We start from the raw sequence: 26251 nt of genomic DNA on the forward strand, positions 1-26251 counted from the left end.
ACTGTAAAGCAACATATACTTTCTTTAACGGTAAAGAAAATAAAAACGTCCTTTGCATTCGCTGCAAGGACGCTTTTATTTTCACATTTTTCTCATCTCAGAGAAAGGATAGAATTTAAAGACGGCTTTCCCACATATTTTATCTTTATCCACAAACGGTGTCGGCCACATATGAGAGTCATAACTTTCATTACGGTTATCACCCAGGAAGAAAAACTTTCCTTTCGGTACGGTAACAGGTCCATACTGATAGTTCATCGGCTCTTTAATATAAGGTTCGTCTACTTTTTTCCCGTTTCGATACAGGGCATGGTTTTTAATTTGAATGACATCTCCCCCTACCCCAATGAGACGTTTAATAAAGCGTTCGTTTTCTTTACCTTTTAACGGAGGATAGAATACCACAATATCCCCGTCCTTTAACTGGTCAGGATTAATCCATTTATCTACAGCAAGTCGGTCATTAATATTAATGGTCGGCACCATGGATGCGGAAGGAACAACAACCGCTTCACCTACATAGTGCCGGATGGTAACACTTAAAATTAAAGCCAGCACTAAGACAGGCACCCAATCTTTTAAAAACTTTTTCATTCCTGGTTTTCCTCCTGTTTACCCGTTGTCCTCTATATTTTAAAACAAGATTATGAGAAAGTAACGAAAAGATTTCTATTTACAGAGACAACCTAATAAGATAATACAAGTAGAATACGAAAGACAAGGGGTGAGGAGCGCGAATAAGTGGATACGAATGATACAGATTGGTTTCACATATATCGGGACGGTAGTCGGTGCAGGATTTGCAAGCGGACAGGAGATTTTTCACTTTATTACGCGCTATGGCAGTAGAAGCGTTCTTATTGTATTCATCTGTACGCTATTATTTATTTTATCCGGAAGCAGGATTATGATGCTCTCCCGTTCGATTCACGCGCATTCCTTTCACGACTTTAACAACTATTTGTTTGGGCGGCTCGTCGGACGCTGGGTGAACGGAGCTACATTTTTTATGCTTATCTGTATTACAGGGGTTATGTTTGCGGGTGTCGGCGCGCTTTTTCAGCAGCATGTAGAAGGCACGTTCCAGATCAGCATTCTCTGTACCCTGTTATTTGTGTATCTGATTACGTCCCGGGGAATCAAGGCGCTTGTGATGGTTAACACATTCGTAGTGCCGATAATGATAGGTTTTAGCCTGCTTATCGGCCTCAAGACTTTTATCGCCCAGGATGCAGCCTCTCTCCCTGCGCTGCCCTCCGCATCTGGCTGGATGCTCGCTCCACTTCTCTATGTTTCTTTTAATATGACCCTTGCGCTTGCCGTACTTACTCCGTTAGGCAGTGAAGCGGACGACAAACGTGCTATTATCGGCGGGGGAATCATTGGCGGAATGGGGCTTGGCATTCTTCTTTTTCTTGCGAATTATGCGCTGACAGTCCATTGGGGCTCCATAAACAATGTTGAGATTCCGATGGCTGCGATTGTAAGCCATTTCCACCCTGTTATTTACTGGCTCTTTAATTTGGTGATTCTGGGAGAAATCCTCACTACGCTTACAGGGAATATCTTTGGCTTGACCCGTCAACTGGAACAGCTTTTTCCGGAAGTCAACGGCCGGGGCGTTATCGTACTATTGCTCGTGATTTGCTATGCGATCAGTCAATTCGGCTTCTCCACGTTAATCCATCACCTATATCCGCTGTTCGGATTCCTCAGCGCCCTCACATTTATAATGATTTTCATAAAGGAAACATGGCTAGTGCCAAGCCGCAGGCGCAGGTAATAAAGCCGTAGCGAAAGAAAGAAAAAGCAGATGCCGTCTTAGAGATCGGCCCTGCTTTTTCTTATCTGCTTATTGTCCATTCTACTACCCACCACACGTGAACAATAAGAACACCGGCATAAATCACGACCGCCCCCGTAAGCAAGCCTGTCAGGAACCGACTGTATGCCCTTTTACTTTTTAAAATAGCCAGCAAAACTAAAGGCAGACTGATTTTCACCAGATAAAAAAGAATTTTGCAATGGTGAAACAGGTACAGCATAAACGGGTTCTGCTCCGTGATCATCCCGCTGCGCAACCCAAAATCCGTACAGACAGCATCTGTGACGTTTGCAAAAAGCAAGAAAAACAACATAAAAGGCACGAACCAGTTATTCCTGGGAAATATGTTCTCCATACTGCTATATTTGCCCGGTATACCTCTAACCAAACATATAACAGCTTACAATTCATTTCGTATCTTTTATAGCTCTTTTAAAATTTGAACCGTGGTTCTTGCAAGAAAATCTTCAATAAGTTCTTTATTTAAGAAACCTGTCTGTTCTTCCATCGCATTCAATGTTCCAAGCACACAGCCGAAAGTCAGCATCTTTTCCACAGGGAAACCATTTTCAAGCGCATAGGCAAAGCCAGCCATCGTTGAATCACCCGATCCGGTCGCGTTAACGGCTTCTATCTTAGCCGGCTCTACATGATATATTTTCCGATCATAAAGCGCCAGAGCTCCTTCTGCTCCTAATGAAACAACAATACAGGTAATACCCGTATCTTTCAGTTGCTCAAGGCCGGCAATTACATCCTCTCTGCTTTCGATTTTTTTGCCGAGAAGCTGTGCCAGCTCTTCCCTATTTGGCTTAATAAGATAGGGTACTGCGGGAATTGCCTTACGAAGGGCTTCACCGCTTGAATCAAGCAGGAAGCGCCTTCCCGCCTGATGGGCCTTCTCAATCAAAGTACAGTAGAGTCCGTTTCCTAAATCCTTTGGAATGCTGCCGGATGCGACAATTAAATCAGCCTCATGGAGCAATTCTTCATATTTGCACAGAAACGCTACTTTTTCATCTTCAGAAATGCGAGGGCCTCCTTCAAGAATCTCCGTTTGTTTTCCATCATGCAGAATGGCAATACAGTTGCGCGTTTCTCCCGTGATAGACACAAAATCATTTGAAATGCCGAGCTGGTTAAGCTGGTTAACAATGAACTGTCCGTTTGCGCCGCCGAGGAGCCCTGTGGCACATACGTTTCCTTCGATACAATGGAGGACACGGGTTACGTTCAGACCTTTTCCTCCGGCCGTTTTAATCACATGTGAACAACGGTTGGTTCCATCCGTAACAAGGGTGTCCAACCGATAACTGATATCAATGGCAGGATTTAAGGTAATCGTTAAAATCATCGCCGTGCACCTCAGTTAATATGTGCCATCACTTTTGCACATTGTAATTTTTTCAATAACAGCTTCTTTCATGGCCTTTTTTGCGGGTTCCATATACTTGCGTGGATCGCTTGCATCCGGATTTTCCACTAAGAATTTGCGGAGTGCATCGGAAAATGGAATCTTCAATTCTGTAGCAATGTTCACTTTGCAGGCGCCAAGGTCAATGCATCGACGAACATCTTCGAATGGAATACCGGATGCTCCATGCAACACAAGCGGAACGTCGACAACTTCACGAACCTTCGCCAGGCGGTCAAAGTCAAGCTTTGGTTCAGATTTATAGAGGCCATGGGCCGTTCCAATCGCCACCGCAAGCGAATCAATTCCTGTACGTTCTACGAATTCCCTGGCGGATGCCGGATCGGTATAGAAGGAATCTGCTTCATCTACAACCAAATCGTCCTCCTGCCCCCCAAGACGTCCCAACTCCGCTTCAACCGTTGCACCGTAGGTATGAGCGAGATCCGCTACTTCTTTAACCCGTTTGATGTTCTCCTCAAACGGGTGGTGGGAAGCATCAATCATAACTGATTTTGTTCCCAGTTCAAGCGAAGCTTTAATTTCTTCCAGCGTCTCATGGTGATCGAGATGCAGCGCAATCGGTGTATCATACCGTTTGGCTGCAACTTCAGCTATCGCTTGAATATAGTCGCGTCCGGCATAGCTGAATGTGCCAGGGGTAGCAGCAAGGATTACAGGAGAACGAAGTTGGTTTGCCGTCTCCACAATTACCTGGATCGTCTCCAAATTGTGAATGTTGAACGCCGGAACCGCATAGCCTTCTTTTTGTGCTTTTATTAACATTTCTTTTGTGTTTACTAGCATGTTCGATCACTCCTTTAGTATGTTATTTGGTCAGGGTCAACCAACTGTTTGCTTGCAGCAACTTCTTTCATCCAGTACGCGCTTTTCTTTGGATAGCGCTGAAGTGTCGCAAAATCTACATAGAATAAGCCATAGCGTTTATTGACATGACGTAAATTATTGTGCAGGATACCCGCCGTTGTTCCACTTCTCAATGAACTCGTCAAACAGATGTTCATCCTGGGCCTGTTCGTTCGGTGCAATCAAGTTGTTAATCCTGTCAATCAATGCTGTGTTTTCAGGCGTTGCTTTATATTCCGTTTCGAGAAATACATCAACAATATTTTCAATGAGCCCAATACCTGTAATCCGCCCGCCGACTCCAATAATGTTGGCGTTAAGTGATTCCTTCGCATACCTGGCTGTGGCAACATCCCGTACAAGAGCGCAGCGTGCTCCTGCTACTTTATTTGCCCCGTTGGTAATTCCAACGCCTGTTCCGCAGATAACAATCCCAAGGTCTGCTTCCCCGCTTACTACTTTTGCGGCGGTCTTCTTTCCATAAATAGGATAGTGAGTGCGTTCGTAATCATATGTACCGTTATCAATTACTTCATGGCCTTTTCTTTTCAGGTAGTCTGCCACGTGATTTTTAACGTCTGTAGCGATATGGTCGCATCCGATTGATATTTTCATTGGTTAATCCCCCCTGTGAAGTGATAAAGTTAGCACATTTTGTTCAGCATATCTACGCGAATTTGATGACGCCCGCCTGAATATTCGGCGCTGATAAACGTTTCTGCGATAGTTTCGGCCAGTTTCCTGCCAACAATGCCTGAGCCAATGGTTATCATGCTTGCGTTATTGTGGTCACGCGTCATTTTAGCGGAATGCTCGTCTGAAACCTCCGCGCAAATGATTCCTTTATGCTTAGTCGCTACCATGAAGGAACCGGCACCATATTCATCAATGGCGATTCCTCGATCCCCTTCATTTGCCAGCATCGCCTGTGCCACACGGGAGGCGGCTTCCACAAAATCCAGTTCATTTTCCGGTGTTTTATCAATCACTTCATAACCAAGAGCTGATAAGTGTCCCTTGAGATGCTCTTTCAGTTCGAATCCATTTTTGTCTGCTCCGATAACCACTTTCATGTTCGTCACACCTTCACCCTTGTTAGTATTGTTGAATAGAGGAGTTAGTTGATAACCGTCGTTATTTTTTCATAGAACGCTTTTATCTCCGGGTCTATTAACTGGTCAGTTATAATCGCGTCTACATTTCTGACATCATAGAAAATATAGAAAGCCTCCTGTGCAAATTTGGTATGGTCAGCCAGTATATATTTCTCAGACGCGTTTTCAAGAATGATCTTTTGCAGGACGCCTTCTTCTTCGTTTAAATTCGTGATGTGATGCTCATGGATACGATTTGTACCAATGAATGCTTTATTCACCTTAATTTGCTGAAGCATTTCATTGGCAAACGTCCCGACAATCGCATTTGTTTTTTCCCGGTAACGTCCGCCCACAATGAGGAGTTCAAACCGGGGATCATTCATAAATCTGAGAAAAACAGGAATCGAGTTGGTTACGATTCTTGCCTGGGATACATTGATATAATCGTAGATAAATTCGTTTGTTGTCCCTGGTCCGAGAAAAACCGTATCATTCTCTTCAATTCTTGCTGCTGCAAGCTGGGCAATGTATCGTTTCTCGTCGATATTCATTTGCTGTTTTTCCCCGTGTGACAGTTCCTGTGAATAATATTCTTTGTTGCCTTTTGCTCCACCGTGAACCCGGGTTAATAGCCCCTTTTCTTCCAAAGCCTTTAAATCCCGGCGAATGGTCATATCGGTTACCTGCAAGTTTGCCTTGATTTCTGAAACGCTTACAATCCGGTTTGAATCCAGCATATCGATAATGCGCTGATGACGTTCGTCCCGTAGCATGCCCCACCCCGCCTCTATTCAGAGTTTGTTAAAGTTTCTTTTTGTTCGAAATTGTTCTTTCGTTTACGTTTTCATCATAATACTAAAACGAATATAAATCAATAGAGAACATAAAAAAACGTTAACAGCAAATAAAAGTAGGTCATTTTATACATTTAGGACAAAATCGAACAAAAATAGACGGCAGATGATTTTCCATCACCCGCCGTCTATTTTTTTATGCTTCTATCTTCTATCTTCTATCTTCTATCTTCTATCTTCTATCTTCTATCTAACAAGTTTAATTTTTTGGCCACACCCGGCGTAGTACTCGCCTGCAGAATCAGAGTGATAAGAATGGCGACAAACACGATGGCCGACAGCAATTTTCCTTCAGGAAGGCCTGAACTTGCGACGATGCCCACCAGCGCCGCCGCGATAACGCCGGTTTCCCTTGTCCAGAAAAAGAAAAGGATTTCCGAACGTGTCCACTTTGCCTTTTTATCCGGAATCAGGCTGGCAATAACGGTTAAAGGCCGGGCAATAAACATGAACACGAGAACAACTAGCAGCCCCTGCAGCCCGTACTCTTGCAGCACATCGAAGTCTACCTGGCTCCCCAGCAGAATAAATATAAGCATACGCAATTTTAACCCTACTGCATCGATAAACACGTGGGCTTCATGCTCTTGCTTCGGCAAAATAGTGAGACGCAGAGATTTTGCGTTTCCTACCACAAGACCGGCAACAAAGACGGCCATAAATCCGCTGGCATGAATTCGCTCCGCTACAAGATACGCGCCGAGCACCGTCAGGACGATCACCATGGGAGTAAACTCCCGCAGCAGCCCGCGGTCATTTTCCGATATAAGGAACGCAGCCACCCATCCAGTGACGGCTCCTACGACAATTCCGCCGAGAGAAAGTTGAAGAAATTGCATTCCTATCAACGGCCAGCTAATATAAGAGTCTGCCATGAGCAGGCCAAAGACGACTGTTGCCATGATGGCCCCGGTAGCGTCCGTGAAGGCGGACTCAGTAATAACCGTTTGTGCAACCTTGCGCCTAATCGGGAACTTCTGAAAAATAGGCACAAGTGCGGCGGGGTCTGTCGAAGCCAGAATCGCCCCCAGCAGCAGCGCAACAGAAAAGGGAATGTTAAAAATATAAGAAGCAGCCAAGGCGACGATAAAAGCCGTAATCACCACACCAAGCGTGGAAAGAAGCGTGATGGTCCGCCATACCTGCTTGATTACGTCCAGACCCGTTACCATTCCGCCATGAAATAAGATAAATGAAGCCCCGAATAACAGGATCATCTGGTTTACGATAGATTCTGCCTCAAGGCTTACAAGTCCCAAAACAGATGAACCAAGGATCATGCCAAGGATGATATAGATCGCTACGTCAGGCAAACGCAATTTCTCTGCCATTTTTCCTCCCATGGTTCCAAGAAATAAAAGAATAAAAAGAGATGTCAGGTGTTGTTGAGCAAGTAAAACAGCTTCTGAGTGCATGTGTCCCTCCTTTTTAAAAATAACGAAATTCATGCAGTGAGTATGATTCATAAGATCAGTTATGAAAAATAATCAATTGTTTCTTTACTATTCACGCACTATACTTGTAGTACTGCCCGCCATTTTTTCGGAGGTGACTTTCATGGACCATATCACTCTGCATATGCTCCTCTTCTTGTTAGGTGCAGGATTTATTGCTTCCTTTATCGATTCCGTTGTCGGCGGCGGCGGATTGATTTCGCTGCCCGCCCTTTTGCTTACAGGGCTTCCTTCCACTGTTGTGCTGGGCACAAACAAACTGGCGAGCACAATGTCTTCATTTACAAGCACTCTTTCTTTTATGCGTTCGGGAAAAATTAATTTAAAACTTTCGGTTTCCCTATTTCCGCTTTCTTTATTCGGATCCGCCCTCGGGGCTTACACGGTCAGGCAGATTCCTCCCGAATTTCTTAAGCCTCTTGTTATCATCCTTCTTATCGGCGTTATGATTTACACTCTGATAAAGAAAGACTGGGGCAAACAGCTGACTTACAAAGGAATGAGTAAAAAAATTGCGTATCTCACCGCGTTTGTCGCCCTGCTCCTCGGATTTTACGACGGCTTTTTCGGACCGGGGACCGGTTCGTTTCTTTTATTTGCATTTCTTATGCTTGGGTTTGATTTTGTCCGTGCCGCGGGAAACGCAAAAGTATTGAACTTCGGAAGCAACATTGCCGGCCTTTTGACGTTCATGTCCTTTGGTTCGGTGAATTTTGAATACGGAATTCCGATGGGATTGGCTATGATTCTGGGAGCGCTCATCGGATCACGCGTGGCAATTTATAAAGGTCACACATATGTCCGGCCGCTTTTTATCATAGTTACCGCCCTCCTTATCGGAAAACAACTGTGGGACGCGTTTTAAAGAAGCAGCGGTGTCTCCAGCAACAATTGTATATTTTTTTGATAGATGTTGTCAAAGTGTTCCACAGGAAGCGGATTCGAGCCGCGCCCGATCTCAATCGTAAAGCCGGGTCTCCTGTACTCCTGGATAAACCAGTCTTTATAGCCGGCCGTACTGTCTGCCGTATGTATAGGTGTGTATGTACTAAGTTCCTGCATGCGGCGGACGATTGCCTCGCTCCCGGGCGGCTCCATATTTTGATAACCCCAGAATATCTCTTCTCCCTGTGAATGGTAAGCGAGAACCGCCAAAAAATCATGTGTTAAGGTAAAACGGTGAATCGCCCGGGCTTCCGGTTCACAAAGCGGGGCAATGCCTCCGTAATGGCGCGGAGCCGGCTGCTGTGGGCTCGTCTTTGCTTCCTCCTCCCATAAAGCGGGCCACTGATGATTTAAATCCACACCACGGATATTGGCTGTCCATAACTGAAATTCACAGCTGCCCCCATTAATCGCAAGCACTTCCTGAAAAAAGGGGTTTTGTTTATTAACCCCGTTAACAACCAGTTCAACCCCGTCCGGATTCACCATTGGCACAATCCATATAGAGAATGCCTCGTATATCGAAGGGAGATGATATCCCTGAAGGGACATTCCGCGCGCATAGTAAGCGGCAAAATCCTCGATAAATTTCATGAGAACCGTTGTGGTTAACCACTCATTGGCATGCCAGGCTCCACTGTAAAATATCTCTTTTTTTCCTTTTCCGAGCCGGATCGCGTAGAGATTTCTTCCTTCGACTGTGCAGCCGATACGTTCCATATAGAGAAACGGATAAGCCTGACTAAGTGCGGACAGATTTTGCTCCAGTACGTTATAGCCATAAGCACAATGGCTCTGCACAATGCACGATATCATCGCAAGCCCCTCCTTATTTTTTCAACCCGACAAAAATGCACGCGATTCCGGCAAAAATCCAGATAATTTTCCACATGCTTATTCTATCGGCGAGACCAATTAGACCGATTGTCGTTGTGGTAAGAAGAACAATCGGCCCGACAATCGCAAGCGCCGAATTGACAAGCAGCGCTTTTTCGACCTCGTTTAACCGAATAATGAGAAGCGCGGCAACAATTTCGATAGACCCGGACAGCAGGCGCAGCAAAGCCATACCGATAATCGCTTTTTCCAACATCGTCTCTCCTCCTTTACAACCATCCTATGCATGTACCATGGCTAATAGTCACATTCACGACTTTTGCCTGTCCTGCATAAAATAACGGCAGAATCTACGGAAAGAAGGAATCAAGATGCGTATTGAAGTGGTGCCCACAGTGGAAGAAATTCGCCACGAGCAGATGAACCATCGCACGGTAATTGTCATCGATGTACTCCGTGCGTCGAGCACTATTGTAACCGCTCTGCACTGCGGATTTGCCTCCGTTATTCCGGTTGAGACGGTTGGGCAGGCCTATGCGCTCCGCTCCCCCGACACATTGCTAGCCGGTGAGCGCCACTGCAAGATGATTAGCGATTTTGATTACAATAATTCTCCAACGGCTCTCGCTAAGGAAAGCCATGAAGGGAAACAGCTCATCCTGACCACAACAAACGGAACGCGAGCCATTCAAAAGGCCGGGCGCGCAGATCATGTATTGATCGGCTGTTTTTTAAATGCCACCGCGTGCATGAAAGAAGCATTATCAAAGAATCTGGATGTTATCCTCTATTGTGCGGGAACCCGCCAGGAATTTGCGCTGGAAGACGGTCTGGCTGCAGGATGTATGATCCACGCCGCCAAACAACTTACCCCCCAGGTACAGGCGTGCGATCTCGGGGAAGCGCTAAAAGCGAGTTATCTCCATCTTTCCGGTGATCTGGCCAACTGCCTGTGCCAGACGACAACGGGTAAGCGGCTGGTCCAGCATCAGTATACGGACGACATTCTTTACTGCAGCCAGGAAAATTTAATAAACATTGTGCCTTTTGTGAAGGAAAAGCGAATACTCCCCCATTTTGTCTCATAAAAGTGAAGAGAAGCAAAGGGACAGGGGTTTGATAACTATGCCTTTATTTTCAGGGGAAATCATGCTTGTCATTCTTATTTTAATCGGTTTGATTGGCCGCTCACCCATTATTGCGACGGCTGCAAGCGTATTGCTGGTGCTCAAGCTTACGTCACTTGAGCGCTATTTTCCTGCTGTAGAGCGGCGCGGGATGGAATTTGGCTTACTATTTCTTACGATGTCTGTTCTGGTGCCTTTTGCCAGTGAAAAAGTATCCTGGAAAGATGTTGTTCCGCTGTTTACGACCTTGATTGGAATTTTGGCGTTAACAGGGGGTGCGCTGGCCACCTATATGAATGGAAAAGGGTTAGAGGTACTTCGGGCTGAGCCGCATTTAATTGTTGGACTGGTCATCGGTTCCATTATCGGTATTGTCTTTTTGCGCGGCATTCCGGTCGGTCCATTAATGGCAGCCGGGATAACCGCCGCACTCATTAAGTTTCTGGAATGGTTGCAGCGATTTTTTTGAACATTAGGATTCTCTCTAGTATAAAATCTCTAGTTAGTAGAAAAAATGGTAGAAAAGCATGTGAAAGGAAGTCATTGAACTGATCGTGAAAAAAACGATATATATCACAGCAGCCCTTTCTTTACTTATTGGTGCGGGGCTTTTTTTAACCACTCAGGAACAGACAAGCCTAAACAAAACCCTGCCCACTCTATCAAAAAACGTTATGGAAAATGGCAAACCGGAAGTTACCGATGTTACCAGTATGCTGGTCATTGTCAACAAAAAGCGGAATCTTCAGTCAGAATATGTTCCACCTGATCTGGTACAGCCGAATATTCCTTTTTCGTTTCCGGGAAAAAGCCCGAAAAAGTTAATGCGGAAAGAAGCAGCAAACGCTCTGGAGCAGTTGTTTGCAGGGGCTAAAAAAGATCATATCGACCTGCTGGGCCAATCCGCTTACCGATCATATACGACGCAGGAAACGATCTTCACCCGGTATGCCCGTGAAAAAGGAGTGGACATCGCTAATCTTGCAAGTGCCTTTCCAGGACAGAGCGAGCACCAGACCGGCCTTGCCATCGACCTGACAAGCCACCGTGAAGGAAACAGGCTGGAAGAAGATTTCGCAGACACACCGGAAGGCAGGTGGCTGGCAAAGCACGCGCCGGAATACGGATTCATTATTCGCTACCCGAAAGGCAAAGAGGCGATTACCGGATATTCATATGAGCCGTGGCACATTCGCTATGTGGGAAAAGAGGTGGCGGAGGAAATCTCTGCGAAAGGAATTGCGCTGGAGGAGTATTTTGCGAAGTGAGCCGTACAAATGGAATGGTCAGTTTTTATTTTTTGCGGGTTTTCCCTTGCAGGGAAGTAGATACCGTCCGTGTTACAAAGAAAAGGGGACCTGCCCGAAACATCGGGTATCTCAATGATGGAGACAGTCGGGCAGAAAGACGCCCCCCTTTCTTCGTAACACTAAGCAGCGGGAAAAAAGCAAAAAATAAAACCGTTTTGAACCGTATCAAAGAGAGGTTTTTTCTTTTGACCAATCCAACCTATAAGTTCAGGAATTATATTAAAAGGAGATGAATATTATGCTAGTTAGAAAATTTTCAAAGAAAGTTTTATGTGCAGCACTTGTATTCTCAAGTCTTGGTTTTACACCCACACTGTCATTTGCGGCAGAAACTACAGCTTTAGACACTAACTCTATTAACCCTGCTTCTGCTAACGTCCCCCCTCTTCGCAAATAGACCAGATTAATGCAGTGTCACTCAAAAGAATGGCTCCGCAAAATCAAGTTTCACCCTGTTACGATGCAGTAGAAACTGAGGAAGAGGCTGCGGCCCAATCGGTTACCTGTTCGATTTCCGTGAAGGCACGGCGGTTTACGATAAGCCCTCTTCCAAGCTGCAGGGCAAGCCGCTCCGCTTCTGCCCGAACCGCAGGGTCTTCGATAGATTCAAGGTCGGCAACAGAGGCAAGGCCGATCACCCGGCGAATCATTTTGCAGCCGGCGAATCCTATTGTATCGGCAAAGATTCGGTCTAAATAGCGATCAAGCACACCCGGTGTTTTCACGAAAAAGTCTGCTGCTTTATCTTCCCACAACCTGCGAAAATTCTGTTCGAACTGATGCCACACTTCTTTCACGGTGTCGATTAAATATCCACGGTAAGAATCACATGCTGCCTGATCGGTTAACCCTTGCTGGGCAGCGTAGTTCAAAAATAAATTGGCAATGACGGCCCCGATGTCAAACCCGATAGGTCCGAAAAAAGCGAATTCCGGGTCAATCACTTTCGTCTCCGACTCCGTTACCATAATGCTGCCGGTGTGCAAGTCTCCGTGAATAAGTGCCTGCCCCTCTGTATAGAAGCGATTCTTTAGCTCAGCGACTTCCAGCTTTAACTCGTTATCCTGCCAGATTTTCGCGACATCTTCACGCAGGAGAGGATTGAAGTTGTTCGTCTCTGCATCGAAATAAGGGTCAGTAAAAACTAAATCCTCCGTAATTTTGCAAAGCTCCGGATTAATAAACTGACGTTGAATCGCCTTCTTCTCCGGCCCGCCGAGATAAATATCTGTTGTATGGAAAAGAGTGTGAGCCAGAAAGCGGCCAATGTCTTCCGCAAGCCTGGGGTAACGGTTTCGCTCGATCAGGCCTTTGCGCAGTATCGTGCAGCGGCTTAAGTCTTCCATTATAGTGAGCGCGAGTTCTTCATCATATCCGTACACCTCGGGAACCAACCCTGGTGCATATTTTCCTTCAAGGCTCAGCGCTTCCGCCTCAATTCGGGCACGATCAAGCGTGAGGGGCCATGATTCCCCGACTACGCGGGCATACGGTAGCGCCTGCTTCACGATCAGACCTTTCCCCGTTTCCTGCTCGATAAAGTGAAATACCAGGTTCAAATTACCGTCCCCGATTTCACGACTGACTACGTTGCTCTCACGGTTAAACAATCCCTTTTCTTTCACATATTCAATGGCTTCTTCCACTGATAACGCACGATAAGACATACTAATTCCCCCTTCAGACTAATTTTTTGTCAGCATATTTGCGTATTGGCCAATCTATATATCATCCACGCAAATGAAAATCCAGACAAAAGCAAAACCCTTCTTCGATAAGAAGAAGGGGTGAAAGGTGCGCGCCTTCCTCTTATCTTGCAGAAAAAAATATTCTGCCGGAATTGGCACCTTCCGCGATGGTTGAAAATACTTGCGTCCATCGTCTGGGGTTGCCGGGTTTCATCGGGCCAGTCCCTCCACCTCTCTTGATAAGAGGCTGTCATATTGACAGCGAATATAGAATTGTTTCCTTTTTAAAAAGTATATGTTTTTGATTCTACCGATTTTAAAAAATATGTCAATATGTTAAATAGGATTCCATCATTTTTTACGTTACAATATTAGACAGTGGTAAAATAGACTGTTAAAAATAGCATGGTAAAAATGTGACATATCTGTTAATAATACAGCAAAATAACTGGTTTACAAAGAAGGCCATGTGCTTTTTCCGAAAAATTATGCTATCTTACAATAGGGAAGAACCTTTGGGTTACGGAAAAGAAAGGTGTGGAAGAATGAGCGTAAAGCCGTTTAACGATAATTTTTTGAAAGCCTGCCGGGGGGAAGAACACTCCCATGTACCGGTATGGTATATGCGCCAGGCCGGCCGCTATCAGGCGGAATACAGAAAAATCCGGGAAAAATATTCGCTTTTTGAGATTACCCATAACCCCGAGGTATGTGCGGAAGTTACGATGCTGCCGATTAAACAGCTTGATGTGGATGCCGCGATTTTGTTTGCCGATATAATGACGCCGATGCCAGCTATGGGCATTGATGTGGAGATTAAATCAAGCATTGGACCGGTGATCAGGAATCCCATTCGAACGCACGAGGATGTAGAAAACCTGCGCCCATTACAGCCTGATGAACATGTTCCTTATATTCTCGATACGATTACATTACTGCGTGAACAGCTTTCTGTTCCACTTATTGGCTTCGCCGGCGCGCCCTTCACACTCGCCAGCTATTTAATCGAAGGCGGCCCATCCAGAAATTATTATAAAACCAAATCGTTTATGCATTCCAATTCGGAAGCGTGGCATCTCTTAATGGATCGTCTCGGCAGCATGACGGTTGCTTATTTAAAAGCTCAGATTGCAGCGGGATCACAGGCAGTACAGGTGTTTGATTCGTGGGTTGGTGCCCTCAATGCAGAGGATTATGCTGAATTCGTCGCACCCGTTATGAACCGTATTTTTACTGAATTAAACGATACAAACGTGCCAAAAATTATGTTTGGAGTCGGTGCCGGCCACCTTCTGCAGGAATGGAACCGGTTGCCGTTGGATGTGATCGGCCTTGACTGGAGAACAAGTATTCGCTTTGCGCGCGCGCAGGGGGTTACAAAAACGGTACAGGGCAACCTCGACCCGGGCCTTTTGCTTGCTTCCTGGCCCGAACTCCAGAAAAAAACGAAAGAAATTCTGGACCAAGGGATGGAAACACCCAACTATATTTTCAACCTTGGACACGGCGTTTATCCGGATGTAAAAGCGGATACCCTTGAGCGTCTTACCGCTTTTATTCACGAGTACTCAGCCAAATAAAGATAATTGGGGGCTGCATATGGCAGATACGAAAATGGGCTTGCTCGTTATGGCATACGGAACACCCGGGAGCATCGATGAGATTGAGCCCTATTACACACATATCAGGCGTGGCCGAAAGCCAACCCCGGAGCTTTTACAAGAATTAATCCAACGCTACCAGCTTATCGGCGGGATATCTCCGCTGGCCCGAATCACCAGAGACCAGGTTGAACAGCTGGAAAAAAAGCTGAACGAAAGCGAAGGCCCCTCTTTTAAAGCGTATCTGGGCTTTAAACATATAGGCCCATTTATTGAGGACGCTGTCCTGCACATGAAAGAGGATGGCATAAAGGAAGCGGTCAGTATTGTTCTTGCCCCGCATGAATCAACGTTTAGTACGAAATCATATAACACGAGGGCACTCAAAGAGAGTGAGAAAATAGGCGGCCCAAAAATTTATTCGATCGACAGCTGGTACAGGGAACCGGCGTTCCTCGATTTTTGGAGCCAACACGTTAAAGATACGTTTTCCAGGATTCCGGATGATGAACGAAACAAAACGATTGTAATCTTTAGCGCTCATAGTCTGCCCGAGAAAATCGTCCAGATGAACGACCCGTATCCGGATCAGGTGGTGGAAACAGCAAAACTCGTTGCCGAACGGGCTGGTATTCATCAGTACACAACGGCCTGGCAAAGCGCCGGAAGGACACCGGAGCCATGGCTTGGACCGGATATACAGGTGAAAATACGCGATCTCTTCCATGAAGGGTACACGTCGATGATTTTCTGCCCGATCGGATTTGTCGCTGACCACTTAGAAGTATTGTATGATAATGACTATGAATGTAAGAATATAACAAACGAACTTGGCATTCATTACTATCGTCCGGCCATGCCAAATACGCATTCCCTGTTCATTGAATCTCTAGCAAATGCTGTTAAAAAAAAGCTTACTGAGAAAGAAAGTGATCAGAAATGAGTACAACCCAGAAGGTCGTTATTGTAGGCGGTGGTATTACGGGATTAACAACCGCTTATTACCTGCAAAAAGAAAGCAGAGAAAAAGGATTGCCGATTGAATACACCTTAATTGAAGCAAGCAGCCGCCTTGGCGGTAAAGTCCAAACGGACTATACCGGGGGTTTTGTTATTGAGAAAGGGCCTGATTCTTTTCTTGCGCGCAAAACGAGTGCGACAAGGCTGATAAAAGAAGCCGGGCTTGAGGAGGATTTGGTCCGCAACCACAATGGACAGGCGTACATCTTAAATAACGACAAACTGTATCCGATTCCCGGCGGAGCCATCATGGGAATTCCGACGAAGCTGGCGCCTTTTGCAACAACCAGCCTTTTTTCTCCCGCCGGTAAACTTCGCGCAGCATGCGACCTTTTCCTGCCGCGTTCGAATAAGGGGGATGAGGATCAATCCCTGGGACATTTTTTTCGCCACCGCCTTGGCGATGAAGTTGTGGAAAATCTTATTGAACCGCTGCTTTCTGGCATATATGCAGGGGACATTGACCGGCTTAGCTTAATGGCAACCTTTCCCCAGTTTCATATGGTGGAAAAGAAATACCGCAGCCTGATTCTGGGCATGCGTTCGACCACGCCAAAACAGCCAAAATCTGCTGAAAACAAAAAACAAACAAGTGCTTTTTTAACGCTAAAACACGGGCTTCAGTCTCTTGTTGAAGCGATTGATAAAAAACTCGACACCAACTGCATTAGAAAAAATTCGCCGGTTGACAAAGTTGTCCAAACCGGGGAAGGATACACGCTTACGCTTGAGGATGGCTCCCGGCTGCAGGCCGATGCCGTAGTAATGACGACACCTCCGCAGGCAACCCGCCATGCCCTGTCTGACTATCCTTTTACGGAAATACTTACAGAGATTCCAACAACATCTGTTGCTACAATCGCTCTCGCTTTTCCGGCTTCCGCCATTAAAAAAGACATTAGCGGCACAGGTTTTGTTGTATCCCGCAATGCGGATTATACAATTACGGCCTGTACCTGGACACACAAAAAATGGCCGCATTCAGCCCCAGAGGGGAAAGTGCTGCTCCGTTGCTACGTGGGCCGGGCGAATGATGAATCGATTGTCTTCAAATCTGACGATGAAATTGTATCTACCGTGATGAAGGATTTAAACAAAATTATGCACATCGACGCAGAACCTGAATTCTATCGCATTACACGGTGGAAGCAGTCGATGCCGCAATATGTAGTGGGCCACCAGCAGCGGATTGAAAAGTTAAACCAGGAAGTAGCGGCAAACCTTCCGGGCCTTTTCCTTGCCGGGGCTCCTTATTGCGGAGTCGGGCTTCCTGATTGTATCGACCAGGCCGAACGTGCCGTGCAGGAAGTGATTGAGTACCTTCGTATGCCTGTCCCGGTCCACGGCTAATATAGCAAAAAGCCAGCTTTCCAACAAGCTGGCTTTTATTTTATTTATACAAAAAGTTGTCATTATTTCTTCTCTGCCTGTCCGGCAAGCTCTTGCTGGGACAACTGCACAAGCCGTTTGGTGATTTCACCGCCAACCGACCCGTTAGCCCGCGATACCGTATCCGCGCCCAGCCGAACGCCAAATTCAGTCGCGATTTCATATTTAAATTGGTCAAGAAGCTGATTGGCCTGAGGAACAAGTAACTTGTTGCGATTACGCGCCATGTTTTCACCTCCTCGTGCATCTAGTATGTGTTATCCTGCGCCGAATATTGTCCCTAAAATCTTTCCAGCACAGACGGTGAGGTGCAGGCACGAAAAACGCATCCATCAGTTTTTGTGTCAAAAACTTCATATCCGTGCTTAGCTTAATCGAGTGGCAGTACATGGGTAACAACATACCCGGGATCAACCTTTTCTTCGGCAACCAAATTGTAAAGGTACGGCATATAGGGCCAAACTGTCTTTTTCCATGTGGTTCACTTCCCGATTCGAGTAGTATTGTCTCCTTGGCCCCTTTATTTATACAAGAATTTAAACAGTTGAGTTAAATTAGAAATGAAAAAACCGATAAAACTGCTGCGTAGCGGTTTATCGGCTTCATGAATCAAACATTTACTATTGTTGTGAAGTAGGGTCTCGAGGACTCCCTGGTTTTTTTACCCACTTTGTATTCTCCCACGTTTCTGGGGAAAGGGCGAAGGGTTTCCCTTCTTGGAAAGATTTTATGTAATCAACCTTTTAACTTTTTCTCAAAAAAAAGACATAAAAAACTCACTTATAATTTGAATTTATCAACAGATAATTGTAATTCCTGTGCAAGATTTCTAAGAGTAATAGTGAAACTCGACAGCTCATCTATTGAAGAGGATTGCTTTTCAATGGCTGATGCGATATTATCTGAACCAACAGCCACTTCTTTTGCTACCCCAGCCATTTCCTGTATAGAAGCTGTTACCTGTTCTGCTCCTGCAGATAGTTGCTGGGAAGCTGCTGATACTTCTTGGATTTGATTGTTTACATGTTGGAAGGCTGTTCTAATATTCTCAAAAGATTTCCCCGCCTCACTAATTACTACTACTCCAGACTCAACTTCATCAGCTTCTTTCTGCATACCAGATATAGCTTTACCGGCATCCTCTTGCATTTGCTTAATAAATCCAGCAATATCGTCTGCCGATTTTTTCGATTGTTCAGCAAGCTTCCTTACTTCATCTGCTACAACAGCAAAACCTTTTCCATGTTCCCCGGCACGTGCAGCCTCAATAGCCGCATTTAAGGATAACAAATTTGTCTGTTCTGTAATCTCAGTAATCACCTCTGTAATTTTTTCAATCTCCTTAGAATGTTCCCCTAATTTTTTAACCAACAAAGTTGTATCATCCACTGACTTACTAATGGATTGCATCTGTTGAATCGCCTTGGATAGCGCTTCATTTCCATTTTCCACTTCTTTTATCGAGTCTTCGGATGTTTCAGATACTTTAGATGATGATTCAGCAATACGTTGAATTCCTATTGCCGTTTCTTCCATTGTAGTTGCCACCTCTTCTCCCGTTTGTGAAGAGGATTCTGCTCCCTGGGTTAGCCTCTCAACAGTGATAGCGATTTGCTTACTTGCTTCGTTTGTTTCTTCAGTATTTTTAATCAATTCTTCCGATAAAGCTGTAACATGAACACTGGCATCATTTACCTTTGATATAATGTCTTTTAGTCCTGTTACCATCTCATTAATCGCACCAGCAAGTTCACCTATCTCGTCTTGAGACTTCGTATCAATCGTATTTACTGTTAAGTCTCCTTGACTTATCTTTTTCGCTATACTACTAACATCCAAAATAAGTTTAATTTTCTTATTAAATAACCATATGAACACGCCCATACAAATCAGTGAAAATAAAACAATACCGCCAGCTATAATCCCTTTTATAAGGGGAAGAGAGCCATAAAATTCTTCCGGGTATACCGCGATACCAAGTGTCCATCCCCATGGTTGATAATACTCTACATAACTCATTTGTGGCCGCTCTTTCGTCTCACCTTGATTTTTCCACATATAAGTTAATAACCGCTCATCAGGATTACTTTTTTTACTAGCTTTCACAAGGTCCTGTATCAAAAAAGAACCATCTGTAAGCTTAAAATCCTTTTGATTTTGTCCTTCATATCCTAACGGATGCATAACTGAAAGGTAATTGTCATCATAAGCCCACATATAGCCTTCTTTTTTATAAATAAAATGCGATTTACTTAAATCACGCTTTTTTTTATCTCCTAACAGCGGACCGTCGATATAGTCCTTTGCCTTGTTTTTAGCTTCTTCCAATGTGAGATGCCCGCTTTTAACTTCTTCATCCAATACTTGAATCACCGCAATTGAACCACCGACAATTTGGTGCAAATTCTGGATGCCTGCCTTATTGAGTTCGTCTTTAGCAGCAAAATAAGTCACAACACCTACCAAAGAACTCGAAATAATGATTGAAATAGTTACCGCTATAATTAATTTCCATCGTATGCTAAAACCCTTTTTCCCTTTTATCATGACAATATCCTCCCACTATAAGTATGTTTAACTTCTTCATAGTTAGACCCGTGACCTTGCGTCCTATATTTCAATGATTTTCGTTTATCTTCAAATTAAATTATATAGGACATAAGTTATTATAATTGGAAATATTTAATCTTTCAATACTAGTTATTGTTGTTGTTAATAGGACATAATATTCAGACTATAATTCACCTCTAGACCTAAAACACCAGTACCCTCATAAAGGCGTGACTACTATCCACTTTGGTAAATTTATATTTGCCCACGTATATCAAGGATTTATTACGTGTTTCGGTGTAAGAAAGTTGAGTAAATAAATCAATCAATTGTATATAAAAAAGAGGAGATACGCTCTCATATGGAACATATCATCCTCTATCGTTAATCATATCGTTATCGTATCGTTAACTTTTGGCAGATTAGTCGTTAGAAATTTCCCACTCATGGTCTCCATGTTCACCATGGTCCCTTTTTCCGTTATCCTTCTCCTCATGTTTTTTCTGTCCTTTTTTCTTTCCACGGTCTTCCCCTTCCCATCCTTGGTTTTGGGAATTCACGCCATTCTGCTGCCATTGAATGATGGTAGCGATATGTCCATGTCCCTGATGGGAAAGAGCGCTCGTTAATTCATTGATCGGAAAACCTGCAGCAAGAATTTGATTGATTTTATTAATCTGCTCTTGATTCAGGCCCTCATTCCGTAATAACTGGACGGTTTTTGCATCCAGGGTATTGCCCTGTGAGGGATTCGGACCATTTTGCGGCTGTTGAACAGGCTGTGCGTAAGCATTAGCCAGTTGAGATGAAGGCATGGACTGCTCCCCGGTCCCTGAGTTGTTCTGATTCGCGTGTGCTGCCTGTTTTTGTTCCGCAGATACTTGAGCAAGCGTCTTGTCAAGCGGAATGGCCTGCACCCGGTCCTGGTCGATCGAGCCTCCTAATGTCTGATTCGCATTGCTCGCGGATGCCGATGTACTGCCATTGTTTACAGCTTTTGCAGCAGTTGCAGATGCGATAGGTTGAGCCGTTACGCGGGACGTATCGCCGGTAGAAGTGGCAAGATTTGCCGTACTGCTCTTATTCATCAGGTTTGAGGCAAGCACCGGAGTCACCAGCGCAAGAGCAACGATGAAAAAAACGAGAATAAACGGTCGTTTGATTAACCTTTTCATGCTAAAGATATCCCTTTCTTTACCTGTAGTTTTTTACTAATTTTTATGAGCCGAGTTTTTCCCTACACTATTCGCATACATATGATTTTTTTAAGGGGTTGATGTAAAAAAACTTTTTAAGCGCTGTGATTCTCTGCCTGAAGAATAGCTCCCCTTTCTTTTCCACGAAAGGAGGCGGTCGAAAACACCCGTGCGAGATGCATCACGTTGGAAGGCGTCTCTCTTTTTATGGAACCTGGAACCCGCTGGCGAGAAAAAACAATAAATAAAAATGGGCCATTGGATGGCCCACTATCGCTTACCGCTTTATGTTCGCTTAACCGTTCAATCTTTAAACAGAAGAGATGCCCCGGCAATGCCCGGATGGGTCATTTCATACGGATCCAGAATATGGTCCAGTTCCTCTTCCGTCAGCACGTTGTAATATAAGCAGAGCTCGCGTACGGATTTCCCCGAGAGAATCGCTTCCCGGGCAATCCGTGCTGCTGTCTCATAGCCGAGATGCGGGTTCACCGCGGTGATCACCCCTACACTCTTATCCACAAACTCCTTCATTTTTTCCGCGTTGGCAATAATGCCTTCCAGACAATACTTGCGGAATACTTGAAACGCATTATTCATGATGCTGATCGATTGCAACAGATTAAATACAAGCACTGGCTCCATTACGTTGAGTTCCAGCTGCCCGGCTTCTGAAGCAAGGCAGATCGTATGGTCATTTCCAATCACCTGAAAGGCTACCTGGTTGATGACTTCAGCCATAACCGGATTTACTTTGCCGGGCATAATGGAGGATCCCGGCTGGCGGGGCGGAAGTGACAGCTCCCCAAGGCCGACGCGTGGTCCGGAAGCCATTAACCGCAGGTCATTGGCAATTTTGGACATGTTCATCATGCACACTTTAAGCGCGGCAGAAACTTCCGTATATGCGTCCGTATTTTGGGTGGCATCCACCAGGTCTTCCGCCCCTACAAGAGGAAAGCCGCTGATGTCGGCCAGATGTTTTACGACGCTTTTAATATAGCGCGGGTCGGCGTTCAATCCGGTTCCTACCGCAGTCGCCCCCATATTCACTTCATACAGGTGCTGACGCGACTGTTTAATCCGTTTTATATCACGGGACAGCACACGCCGATACGCTTCAAATTCCTGGCCCAGTCGAATCGGAACCGCATCCTGCAGGTGGGTGCGCCCCATTTTAATAATTGAGTCGAATTCCTTTGCTTTTACTGCATATGCATCATGCAGTTCTTCCATCGTCGCCAGCAGTTTTTCGAGCATTCGTAAAGTGGCAATATGAATCGCGGTGGGAAAAGAATCATTGGTAGACTGTGCCATATTTACGTGTGTGTTTGGACTGAGTTGAAAATAGTTTCCCTTCTGCTCGCCAATGATTTCAAGGCCGCGGTTTGCAATGACTTCATTCGTATTCATATTTATGGACGTTCCCGCTCCGCCCTGAATGGGATCAACAATAAATTGGTCATGGAGCTTTCCGTTCATGATTTCATCCGCTGCCGCTACAATGGCCTGACCCAGCCGGCTGTTCAGCTGCCCGGTTTCCATGTTGGCCAGCGCCGCCGCTTTCTTTACGATCGCCATGGCCACAATCAATGATTCATGGATGCGGTACCCGGTAATCGGAAAGTTTTCAACCGCACGCAGTGTCTGGACACCGTAATAAGCATGCAGCGGAACTTCTTTTTCTCCGAGAAAATCTTTCTCTACACGCACATCTTTATTTTCGCTCATGTTTGTCAACATCTCCTATGGATTTTAGAAAATAAATAGTTTAAGTATAAAACCTATGACAACAGATGATACGGTGGCGACCAGACCGGGAACCATAAAACTGTGATTTAACATGTATTTACCGATGCGTGTCGTTCCGGTACGGTCAAAATAATCGCTGCGATTATCGTACCATAGTTTGGAATAAAGAAATAGCCATTGACTGCCGGGAACATTGCGAGTAAAACAATAATAGGCTCAAGCCAGAACAGAGTTAGCACATTCCGTTTCTCTAGTATGGTATCCTTCGTTCAGTTACATAATAACGATCCTCTTTGCTCTCTCTTTACCACGTTTGTTACTATTTTCATGAATAAACCATTTACTTTTTTACTCACAAATCAAAAAAGCGCCCGGGCTTTTTAAACCCGAACACTTCTGCGAAAAGTAAAAAATTATTCTATTTTAAATCCTGTAACAAGCAGGTGAAGTTCGTCTGCCATTTTGGCCAGCGAAGCTGCCGAGGACGATAACTCCTGCATATAAGCCAACTGCTCCTCCGTAGCGGCTGACACGCTCTGCGTACCGCTGACTGTTGCCTCTGCAATCGATGAATGATAACGGAAAGAATGAACCGCCTCATCGGAACTGGCGGACATCTGCTGGACAGCAGCCGATACTTCTTGAATCTGGGAAGCGACGTCTTTGATTGACTGCTGAATCTGGGTAAACGACTCCCCGGCAGAATGAACCACCTGGATGCCTTCCTTTACTTCATTTTTACCGGCTTCCATGGATTCTACCGCTTCTTCTGTTTCCTGCTGAATGTGCGCAATTAATTCTGCAATTTGGCCTGCCGAATGGGCGGACTGTTCCGCGAGCTTTCTCACTTCATCAGCTACAACCGCAAACCCTCGTCCGTGTTCACCGGCCCGAGCGGCCTCAATCGCTGCATTGAGCGCCAATAAATTCGTCTGGGTTGCTATTCCTGTAATGACTTCAACGATTTGGCCGATTTCCTGCGAACGTTCGCCAAGTCCTTTGACCATCGATGCAAGATTATTTACGGTTTCATTAATCGAATCCATTTGTTGAACAGCGGTGTGGATCGATAAGCTTCCTTTTTCGGCAACGTCGGCCGATTGCAGCGAGGATGTCGATACATGCTGGGCACTTGCGGCAATTTGCTCGATCGCAGCAGACATTTGGTTCAAAATGCCAGACGTTTTTTCCATGCTGTGCGTTTGCTGTTCAGACCCTGCTGCCACCTGCTCAATCGTCGAAGCGATTTGTTCCGTTGCACGGCTCGTTTGCTCGGCGCTTGCCGTCAGTTCTTCGGAAGAAGCGGTAAGCTGTCTTGACTTGTTATTAACTTCGTACAAAATCGAATGAAGTGAATCGCTCATTTTGTTAAAACTATGGCTCAGATGGCCAAGTTCATCATGCGTATTGACCTCGATCCGCTCGGTCAGGTCACCTTCACTTACTTTTTCGGCGGCATCCACCAGCCTTTTTAATGGGCGGGTAATGGACGAAATAACAAAGTAAACCATAAGGGAACCAAGCAGAGCAGCAATAATAATCACCAGTACTGTCATATTAAAAATAGGTTTTGCTTCTTGTTTGATTTCATCTGAATTTAACGTCCCGGCCAGTTTCCACCCGGTTGTCTGATTTGTCGTAAAAACCATCTGTTTCGGCTGGCCATTGTAGGTGTAACTATATTCACCTGAATCCTTGCCGAACATTTGGTCCACCTGCGGCCCTTTCGCTGCCGATCCTGGCTTCAACGTTGGATGCACAATCACATTGCTCTTTTTATCTAAAATAAAAGCATATCCTTCTTTTCCGATCTGTACCTTTTTAACCGCCTCAGACAGCTTCTGCAGATTTAAGTCGATCGCGGTAACGCCTGTTCCATCTTTTGTTGCACGGGCAATCGTTACGACAACATCCTGCGTAATGGCATCCACGTAAGGATCGGTAATAACGGTCGTACCCTTCTGCTTCATAGCATCCTGGTACCACGGGCGGATGCGGGGGTCATACCCTTTGGGTAATTTATCGATGGGAGAAAGAATCATTTTTCCTGTTTGGGTACCTACGTATGTATGCAAAATTTCAGGATGGATACTTGAAAATCTATCAAGCTGCTGCCTCAGGGCAGGATTTTCTCCCTGCGGGGTAACCGTCGCGATGTTAGAAAGATATTCAACATCCTTATTTTCCGGGTCTATGGTATTGGTGATAAGATCATTGAGCAATTGTACGCTTCCCTTTACCGTGCTAAGCATTTGCTCGCCAACCTTATTTTTGGCCGTGTCAAAAGAGATGAGACCGATGACCAGACTTGGGATAAGAAGAGTAAGCGCAAAAGCTAAAATTAATTTACTTCTAATGTTAACACCAAATAAACTCATACCAGACTTCCCTCACATTCTTTCTGATTTAACTCGTTTTGCATGGGGTGACCTTCGTTCCATGAGGACAGCACTACATTGTTGAAAACATTTTTTAGTATACTATTAAAAAATATTTAAATCTACACATAATTTCACAAATATAGGGAGGAAAACACATGCGAGTAGTCAGTGCCTGTTTAATGGGCTGTAAATGCCGCTACGACGGCAACGCTAACTATGTGGAGAAGATGGCGCGTTTCGTTGAGGCCGGTAAAGCACTTCCGGTATGCCCGGAACAGTTGGGCGGCCTTTCTACTCCCCGTAATCCAGCCGAAATCGTAGGAGGAGACGGATTTGACGTACTTGATGGAAAAGCTCGGGTAGTGGACAATCAGGGAAATTACGTAACGGATTTATTCATACGGGGGGCAGAACAAGCGCTGCACATTGCGCAGGCGGCTGGTGCAAAGGAAGCAATATTAAAGGAACGCAGCCCGTCATGCGGAAGCACGAGCATTTATGATGGTTCATTTTCAAAATCGAAACGCAGCGGTGTGGGCGTGACAGCGGCTCTATTCATCCGAAACGGGATTGTTGTCCGTTCCGAAGAATCACAATAAATCGAGTAGGAGAGGGCGGTGAACCCTCGTCCTCTCACACCACCGTACGTACCGTTCGGTATACGGCGGTTCATTAAGTACTCCGTAAAGAGTGATATCGTTCTGCCAGGCTTTTCAGTTGACACGATTCGAAGAATCGTTTATCCAACGTTCTATGCAATACAGGACTTTTGGAGATACGCCAGTATCCCTTACGGGAATTTCCCCATTCATAGGCTTTTCCTTTAGGGACTCCTAAAGCGATGAGCCTTTTTACTTTTGTGCGGGGAAGCTTCCATGTTTCCACAAGCACATTCGCAGTCGTCTGCGAATCCACTTATCGAGACTCTTAAAAACACTCGGCGT

Annotated in this window: 25 protein-coding genes, 3 pseudogenes and 1 riboswitch; of the genes and pseudogenes, 9 read left to right on the plus strand and 19 right to left on the minus strand. The window is 45.2% G+C overall.

Annotated features, from left to right (window positions below; genetic code table 11):
- Nucleotides 1-81 precede the first annotated feature (81 nt).
- A complete protein-coding gene (gene lepB, locus H525_RS0120455; RefSeq protein ID WP_027417724.1) occupies nt 82-594 on the minus strand; it encodes a signal peptidase I in 513 nt (170 codons plus the stop codon).
- Between the two features lie 157 nt (nt 595-751).
- Here lepB and H525_RS0120460 point away from each other — a divergent pair, with 157 nt between their 5' ends.
- Nucleotides 752-1783, plus strand: coding sequence for a YkvI family membrane protein (locus tag H525_RS0120460; RefSeq protein WP_035102180.1), 1032 nt, complete (start codon nt 752-754; stop codon nt 1781-1783).
- A 61-nt stretch (nt 1784-1844) separates the two neighbouring features.
- Here H525_RS0120460 and H525_RS0120465 read toward each other — a convergent pair whose 3' ends face one another.
- The 8 genes and pseudogenes from H525_RS0120465 to H525_RS0120495 all read right to left on the minus strand — a co-directional run bounded on the left by H525_RS0120465 (nt 1845) and on the right by H525_RS0120495 (nt 7472).
- Nucleotides 1845-2180, minus strand: a complete 336-nt coding sequence (locus tag H525_RS0120465) for a DUF5658 family protein (protein WP_211237049.1) — start codon at nt 2178-2180, stop codon at nt 1845-1847.
- A 66-nt stretch (nt 2181-2246) separates the two neighbouring features.
- Nucleotides 2247-3179 (minus strand): 1-phosphofructokinase, encoded by a 933-nt coding sequence (gene pfkB / locus H525_RS0120470; protein WP_027417727.1) that lies wholly within the window; start codon nt 3177-3179, stop codon nt 2247-2249.
- 15 nt (nt 3180-3194) lie between these two features.
- The gene (locus H525_RS0120475; RefSeq protein WP_027417728.1) at nt 3195-4046 is read right to left on the minus strand and encodes a tagatose bisphosphate family class II aldolase; all 852 of its coding nucleotides are present in this window, start codon (nt 4044-4046) and stop codon (nt 3195-3197) included.
- 14 nt (nt 4047-4060) lie between these two features.
- Nucleotides 4061-4186, minus strand: a pseudogene (locus tag H525_RS28820) (family 1 glycosylhydrolase); the annotation flags it as partial.
- Nucleotides 4187-4202: 16 nt separating this feature from the next.
- Nucleotides 4203-4721 (minus strand): galactose-6-phosphate isomerase subunit LacB, encoded by a 519-nt coding sequence (gene lacB, locus H525_RS0120480; protein WP_027417729.1) that lies wholly within the window; start codon nt 4719-4721, stop codon nt 4203-4205.
- Between the two features lie 29 nt (nt 4722-4750).
- Nucleotides 4751-5179 carry a galactose-6-phosphate isomerase subunit LacA gene (gene lacA, locus H525_RS0120485; RefSeq protein WP_027417730.1) on the minus strand — a complete coding sequence of 143 codons (429 nt, stop codon included), beginning with the start codon at nt 5177-5179 and terminating at the stop codon, nt 4751-4753.
- Nucleotides 5180-5223: 44 nt separating this feature from the next.
- Nucleotides 5224-5976: a DeoR/GlpR family DNA-binding transcription regulator gene (locus tag H525_RS0120490; protein WP_027417731.1), complete on the minus strand. Its 753-nt coding sequence runs from the start codon at nt 5974-5976 to the stop codon at nt 5224-5226.
- 260 nt (nt 5977-6236) lie between these two features.
- The gene (locus tag H525_RS0120495; RefSeq protein WP_027417732.1) at nt 6237-7472 is read right to left on the minus strand and encodes a cation:proton antiporter; all 1236 of its coding nucleotides are present in this window, start codon (nt 7470-7472) and stop codon (nt 6237-6239) included.
- Nucleotides 7473-7614: 142 nt separating this feature from the next.
- On the opposite strand from H525_RS0120495, the gene H525_RS0120500 reads away from it, so the two are divergent.
- A complete protein-coding gene (locus H525_RS0120500) occupies nt 7615-8376 on the plus strand; it encodes a TSUP family transporter (RefSeq protein WP_027417733.1) in 762 nt (253 codons plus the stop codon).
- Here H525_RS0120500 and H525_RS24995 read toward each other — a convergent pair.
- Together H525_RS24995 and H525_RS0120510 are read right to left on the minus strand one after the other, a co-directional pair.
- Entirely contained in the window at nt 8373-9272 is a 900-nt protein-coding gene (locus H525_RS24995; RefSeq protein ID WP_035102183.1) for a M14 family metallopeptidase, read from the minus strand. The genes H525_RS0120500 and H525_RS24995 overlap by 4 nt on opposite strands.
- 13 nt (nt 9273-9285) lie before the next feature.
- A complete protein-coding gene (locus H525_RS0120510) occupies nt 9286-9549 on the minus strand; it encodes a YqhV family protein (protein WP_027417734.1) in 264 nt (87 codons plus the stop codon).
- 115 nt (nt 9550-9664) lie between these two features.
- Between H525_RS0120510 and H525_RS0120515 the strand changes: the two genes are divergently transcribed.
- The 3 genes from H525_RS0120515 (at nt 9665) to H525_RS25000 (ending at nt 11688) form a co-directional block, all read left to right on the plus strand.
- Nucleotides 9665-10381 carry a 2-phosphosulfolactate phosphatase gene (locus H525_RS0120515; protein WP_027417735.1) on the plus strand — a complete coding sequence of 239 codons (717 nt, stop codon included), beginning with the start codon at nt 9665-9667 and terminating at the stop codon, nt 10379-10381.
- Between the two features lie 37 nt (nt 10382-10418).
- Entirely contained in the window at nt 10419-10889 is a 471-nt protein-coding gene (locus H525_RS0120520; RefSeq protein WP_035102185.1) for a DUF441 domain-containing protein, read from the plus strand.
- A gap of 85 nt (nt 10890-10974) precedes the next feature.
- Nucleotides 10975-11688 carry a M15 family metallopeptidase gene (locus H525_RS25000; RefSeq protein ID WP_051331202.1) on the plus strand — a complete coding sequence of 238 codons (714 nt, stop codon included), beginning with the start codon at nt 10975-10977 and terminating at the stop codon, nt 11686-11688.
- A gap of 497 nt (nt 11689-12185) precedes the next feature.
- On the opposite strand, the gene mtnK is transcribed toward H525_RS25000, so the two are convergent.
- Entirely contained in the window at nt 12186-13397 is a 1212-nt protein-coding gene (mtnK, locus tag H525_RS0120540) for an S-methyl-5-thioribose kinase (protein WP_027417738.1), read from the minus strand.
- Nucleotides 13398-13536: 139 nt separating this feature from the next.
- Nucleotides 13537-13664, minus strand: a riboswitch (SAM riboswitch).
- A gap of 299 nt (nt 13665-13963) precedes the next feature.
- Here mtnK and hemE point away from each other — a divergent pair.
- The 3 genes from hemE to hemY are packed head-to-tail and all read left to right on the plus strand — an operon-like array spanning nt 13964 to nt 17389.
- Nucleotides 13964-14998 carry a uroporphyrinogen decarboxylase gene (hemE, locus tag H525_RS0120545; RefSeq protein ID WP_027417739.1) on the plus strand — a complete coding sequence of 345 codons (1035 nt, stop codon included), beginning with the start codon at nt 13964-13966 and terminating at the stop codon, nt 14996-14998.
- Between the two features lie 19 nt (nt 14999-15017).
- Nucleotides 15018-15962: a ferrochelatase gene (hemH, locus tag H525_RS0120550; RefSeq protein ID WP_027417740.1), complete on the plus strand. Its 945-nt coding sequence runs from the start codon at nt 15018-15020 to the stop codon at nt 15960-15962.
- On the plus strand, nt 15959-17389 hold the full coding sequence (gene hemY / locus H525_RS0120555) for a protoporphyrinogen oxidase (protein WP_027417741.1): 1431 nt from the start codon (nt 15959-15961) through the stop codon (nt 17387-17389). The genes hemH and hemY overlap by 4 nt, the downstream gene beginning before the upstream one ends.
- A gap of 62 nt (nt 17390-17451) precedes the next feature.
- On the opposite strand, the gene H525_RS0120560 is transcribed toward hemY, so the two are convergent.
- From H525_RS0120560 to H525_RS0120580, 6 genes and pseudogenes are all read right to left on the minus strand, one after another.
- Nucleotides 17452-17655 carry an alpha/beta-type small acid-soluble spore protein gene (locus tag H525_RS0120560; RefSeq protein ID WP_027417742.1) on the minus strand — a complete coding sequence of 68 codons (204 nt, stop codon included), beginning with the start codon at nt 17653-17655 and terminating at the stop codon, nt 17452-17454.
- Nucleotides 17656-18208: 553 nt separating this feature from the next.
- Complete coding sequence (locus tag H525_RS25855; protein WP_051331204.1) at nt 18209-19975, minus strand: methyl-accepting chemotaxis protein; 1767 nt, start codon at nt 19973-19975, stop codon at nt 18209-18211.
- A 425-nt stretch (nt 19976-20400) separates the two neighbouring features.
- The gene (locus tag H525_RS0120570) at nt 20401-21153 is read right to left on the minus strand and encodes a hypothetical protein (protein ID WP_027417743.1); all 753 of its coding nucleotides are present in this window, start codon (nt 21151-21153) and stop codon (nt 20401-20403) included.
- Nucleotides 21154-21477: 324 nt separating this feature from the next.
- The gene (gene aspA, locus H525_RS0120575; RefSeq protein ID WP_027417744.1) at nt 21478-22905 is read right to left on the minus strand and encodes an aspartate ammonia-lyase; all 1428 of its coding nucleotides are present in this window, start codon (nt 22903-22905) and stop codon (nt 21478-21480) included.
- A 24-nt stretch (nt 22906-22929) separates the two neighbouring features.
- A pseudogene (locus H525_RS26760) lies at nt 22930-23141 on the minus strand (C4-dicarboxylate ABC transporter); the annotation flags it as partial.
- A 198-nt stretch (nt 23142-23339) separates the two neighbouring features.
- Nucleotides 23340-25304 (minus strand): methyl-accepting chemotaxis protein, encoded by a 1965-nt coding sequence (locus tag H525_RS0120580; protein WP_027417745.1) that lies wholly within the window; start codon nt 25302-25304, stop codon nt 23340-23342.
- Between the two features lie 158 nt (nt 25305-25462).
- On the opposite strand from H525_RS0120580, the gene H525_RS0120585 reads away from it, so the two are divergent.
- Nucleotides 25463-25906, plus strand: a complete 444-nt coding sequence (locus tag H525_RS0120585) for a 2-thiouracil desulfurase family protein (protein WP_027417746.1) — start codon at nt 25463-25465, stop codon at nt 25904-25906.
- 73 nt (nt 25907-25979) lie between these two features.
- Here the strand turns inward: H525_RS0120585 and H525_RS26765 are convergent.
- A pseudogene (locus H525_RS26765) lies at nt 25980-26251 on the minus strand (group II intron maturase-specific domain-containing protein); the annotation flags it as partial.

This window comes from Aneurinibacillus terranovensis DSM 18919, assembly GCF_000430625.1.
Taxonomy (GTDB): Bacteria; Bacillota; Bacilli; order Aneurinibacillales; family Aneurinibacillaceae; genus Aneurinibacillus_B; species Aneurinibacillus_B terranovensis.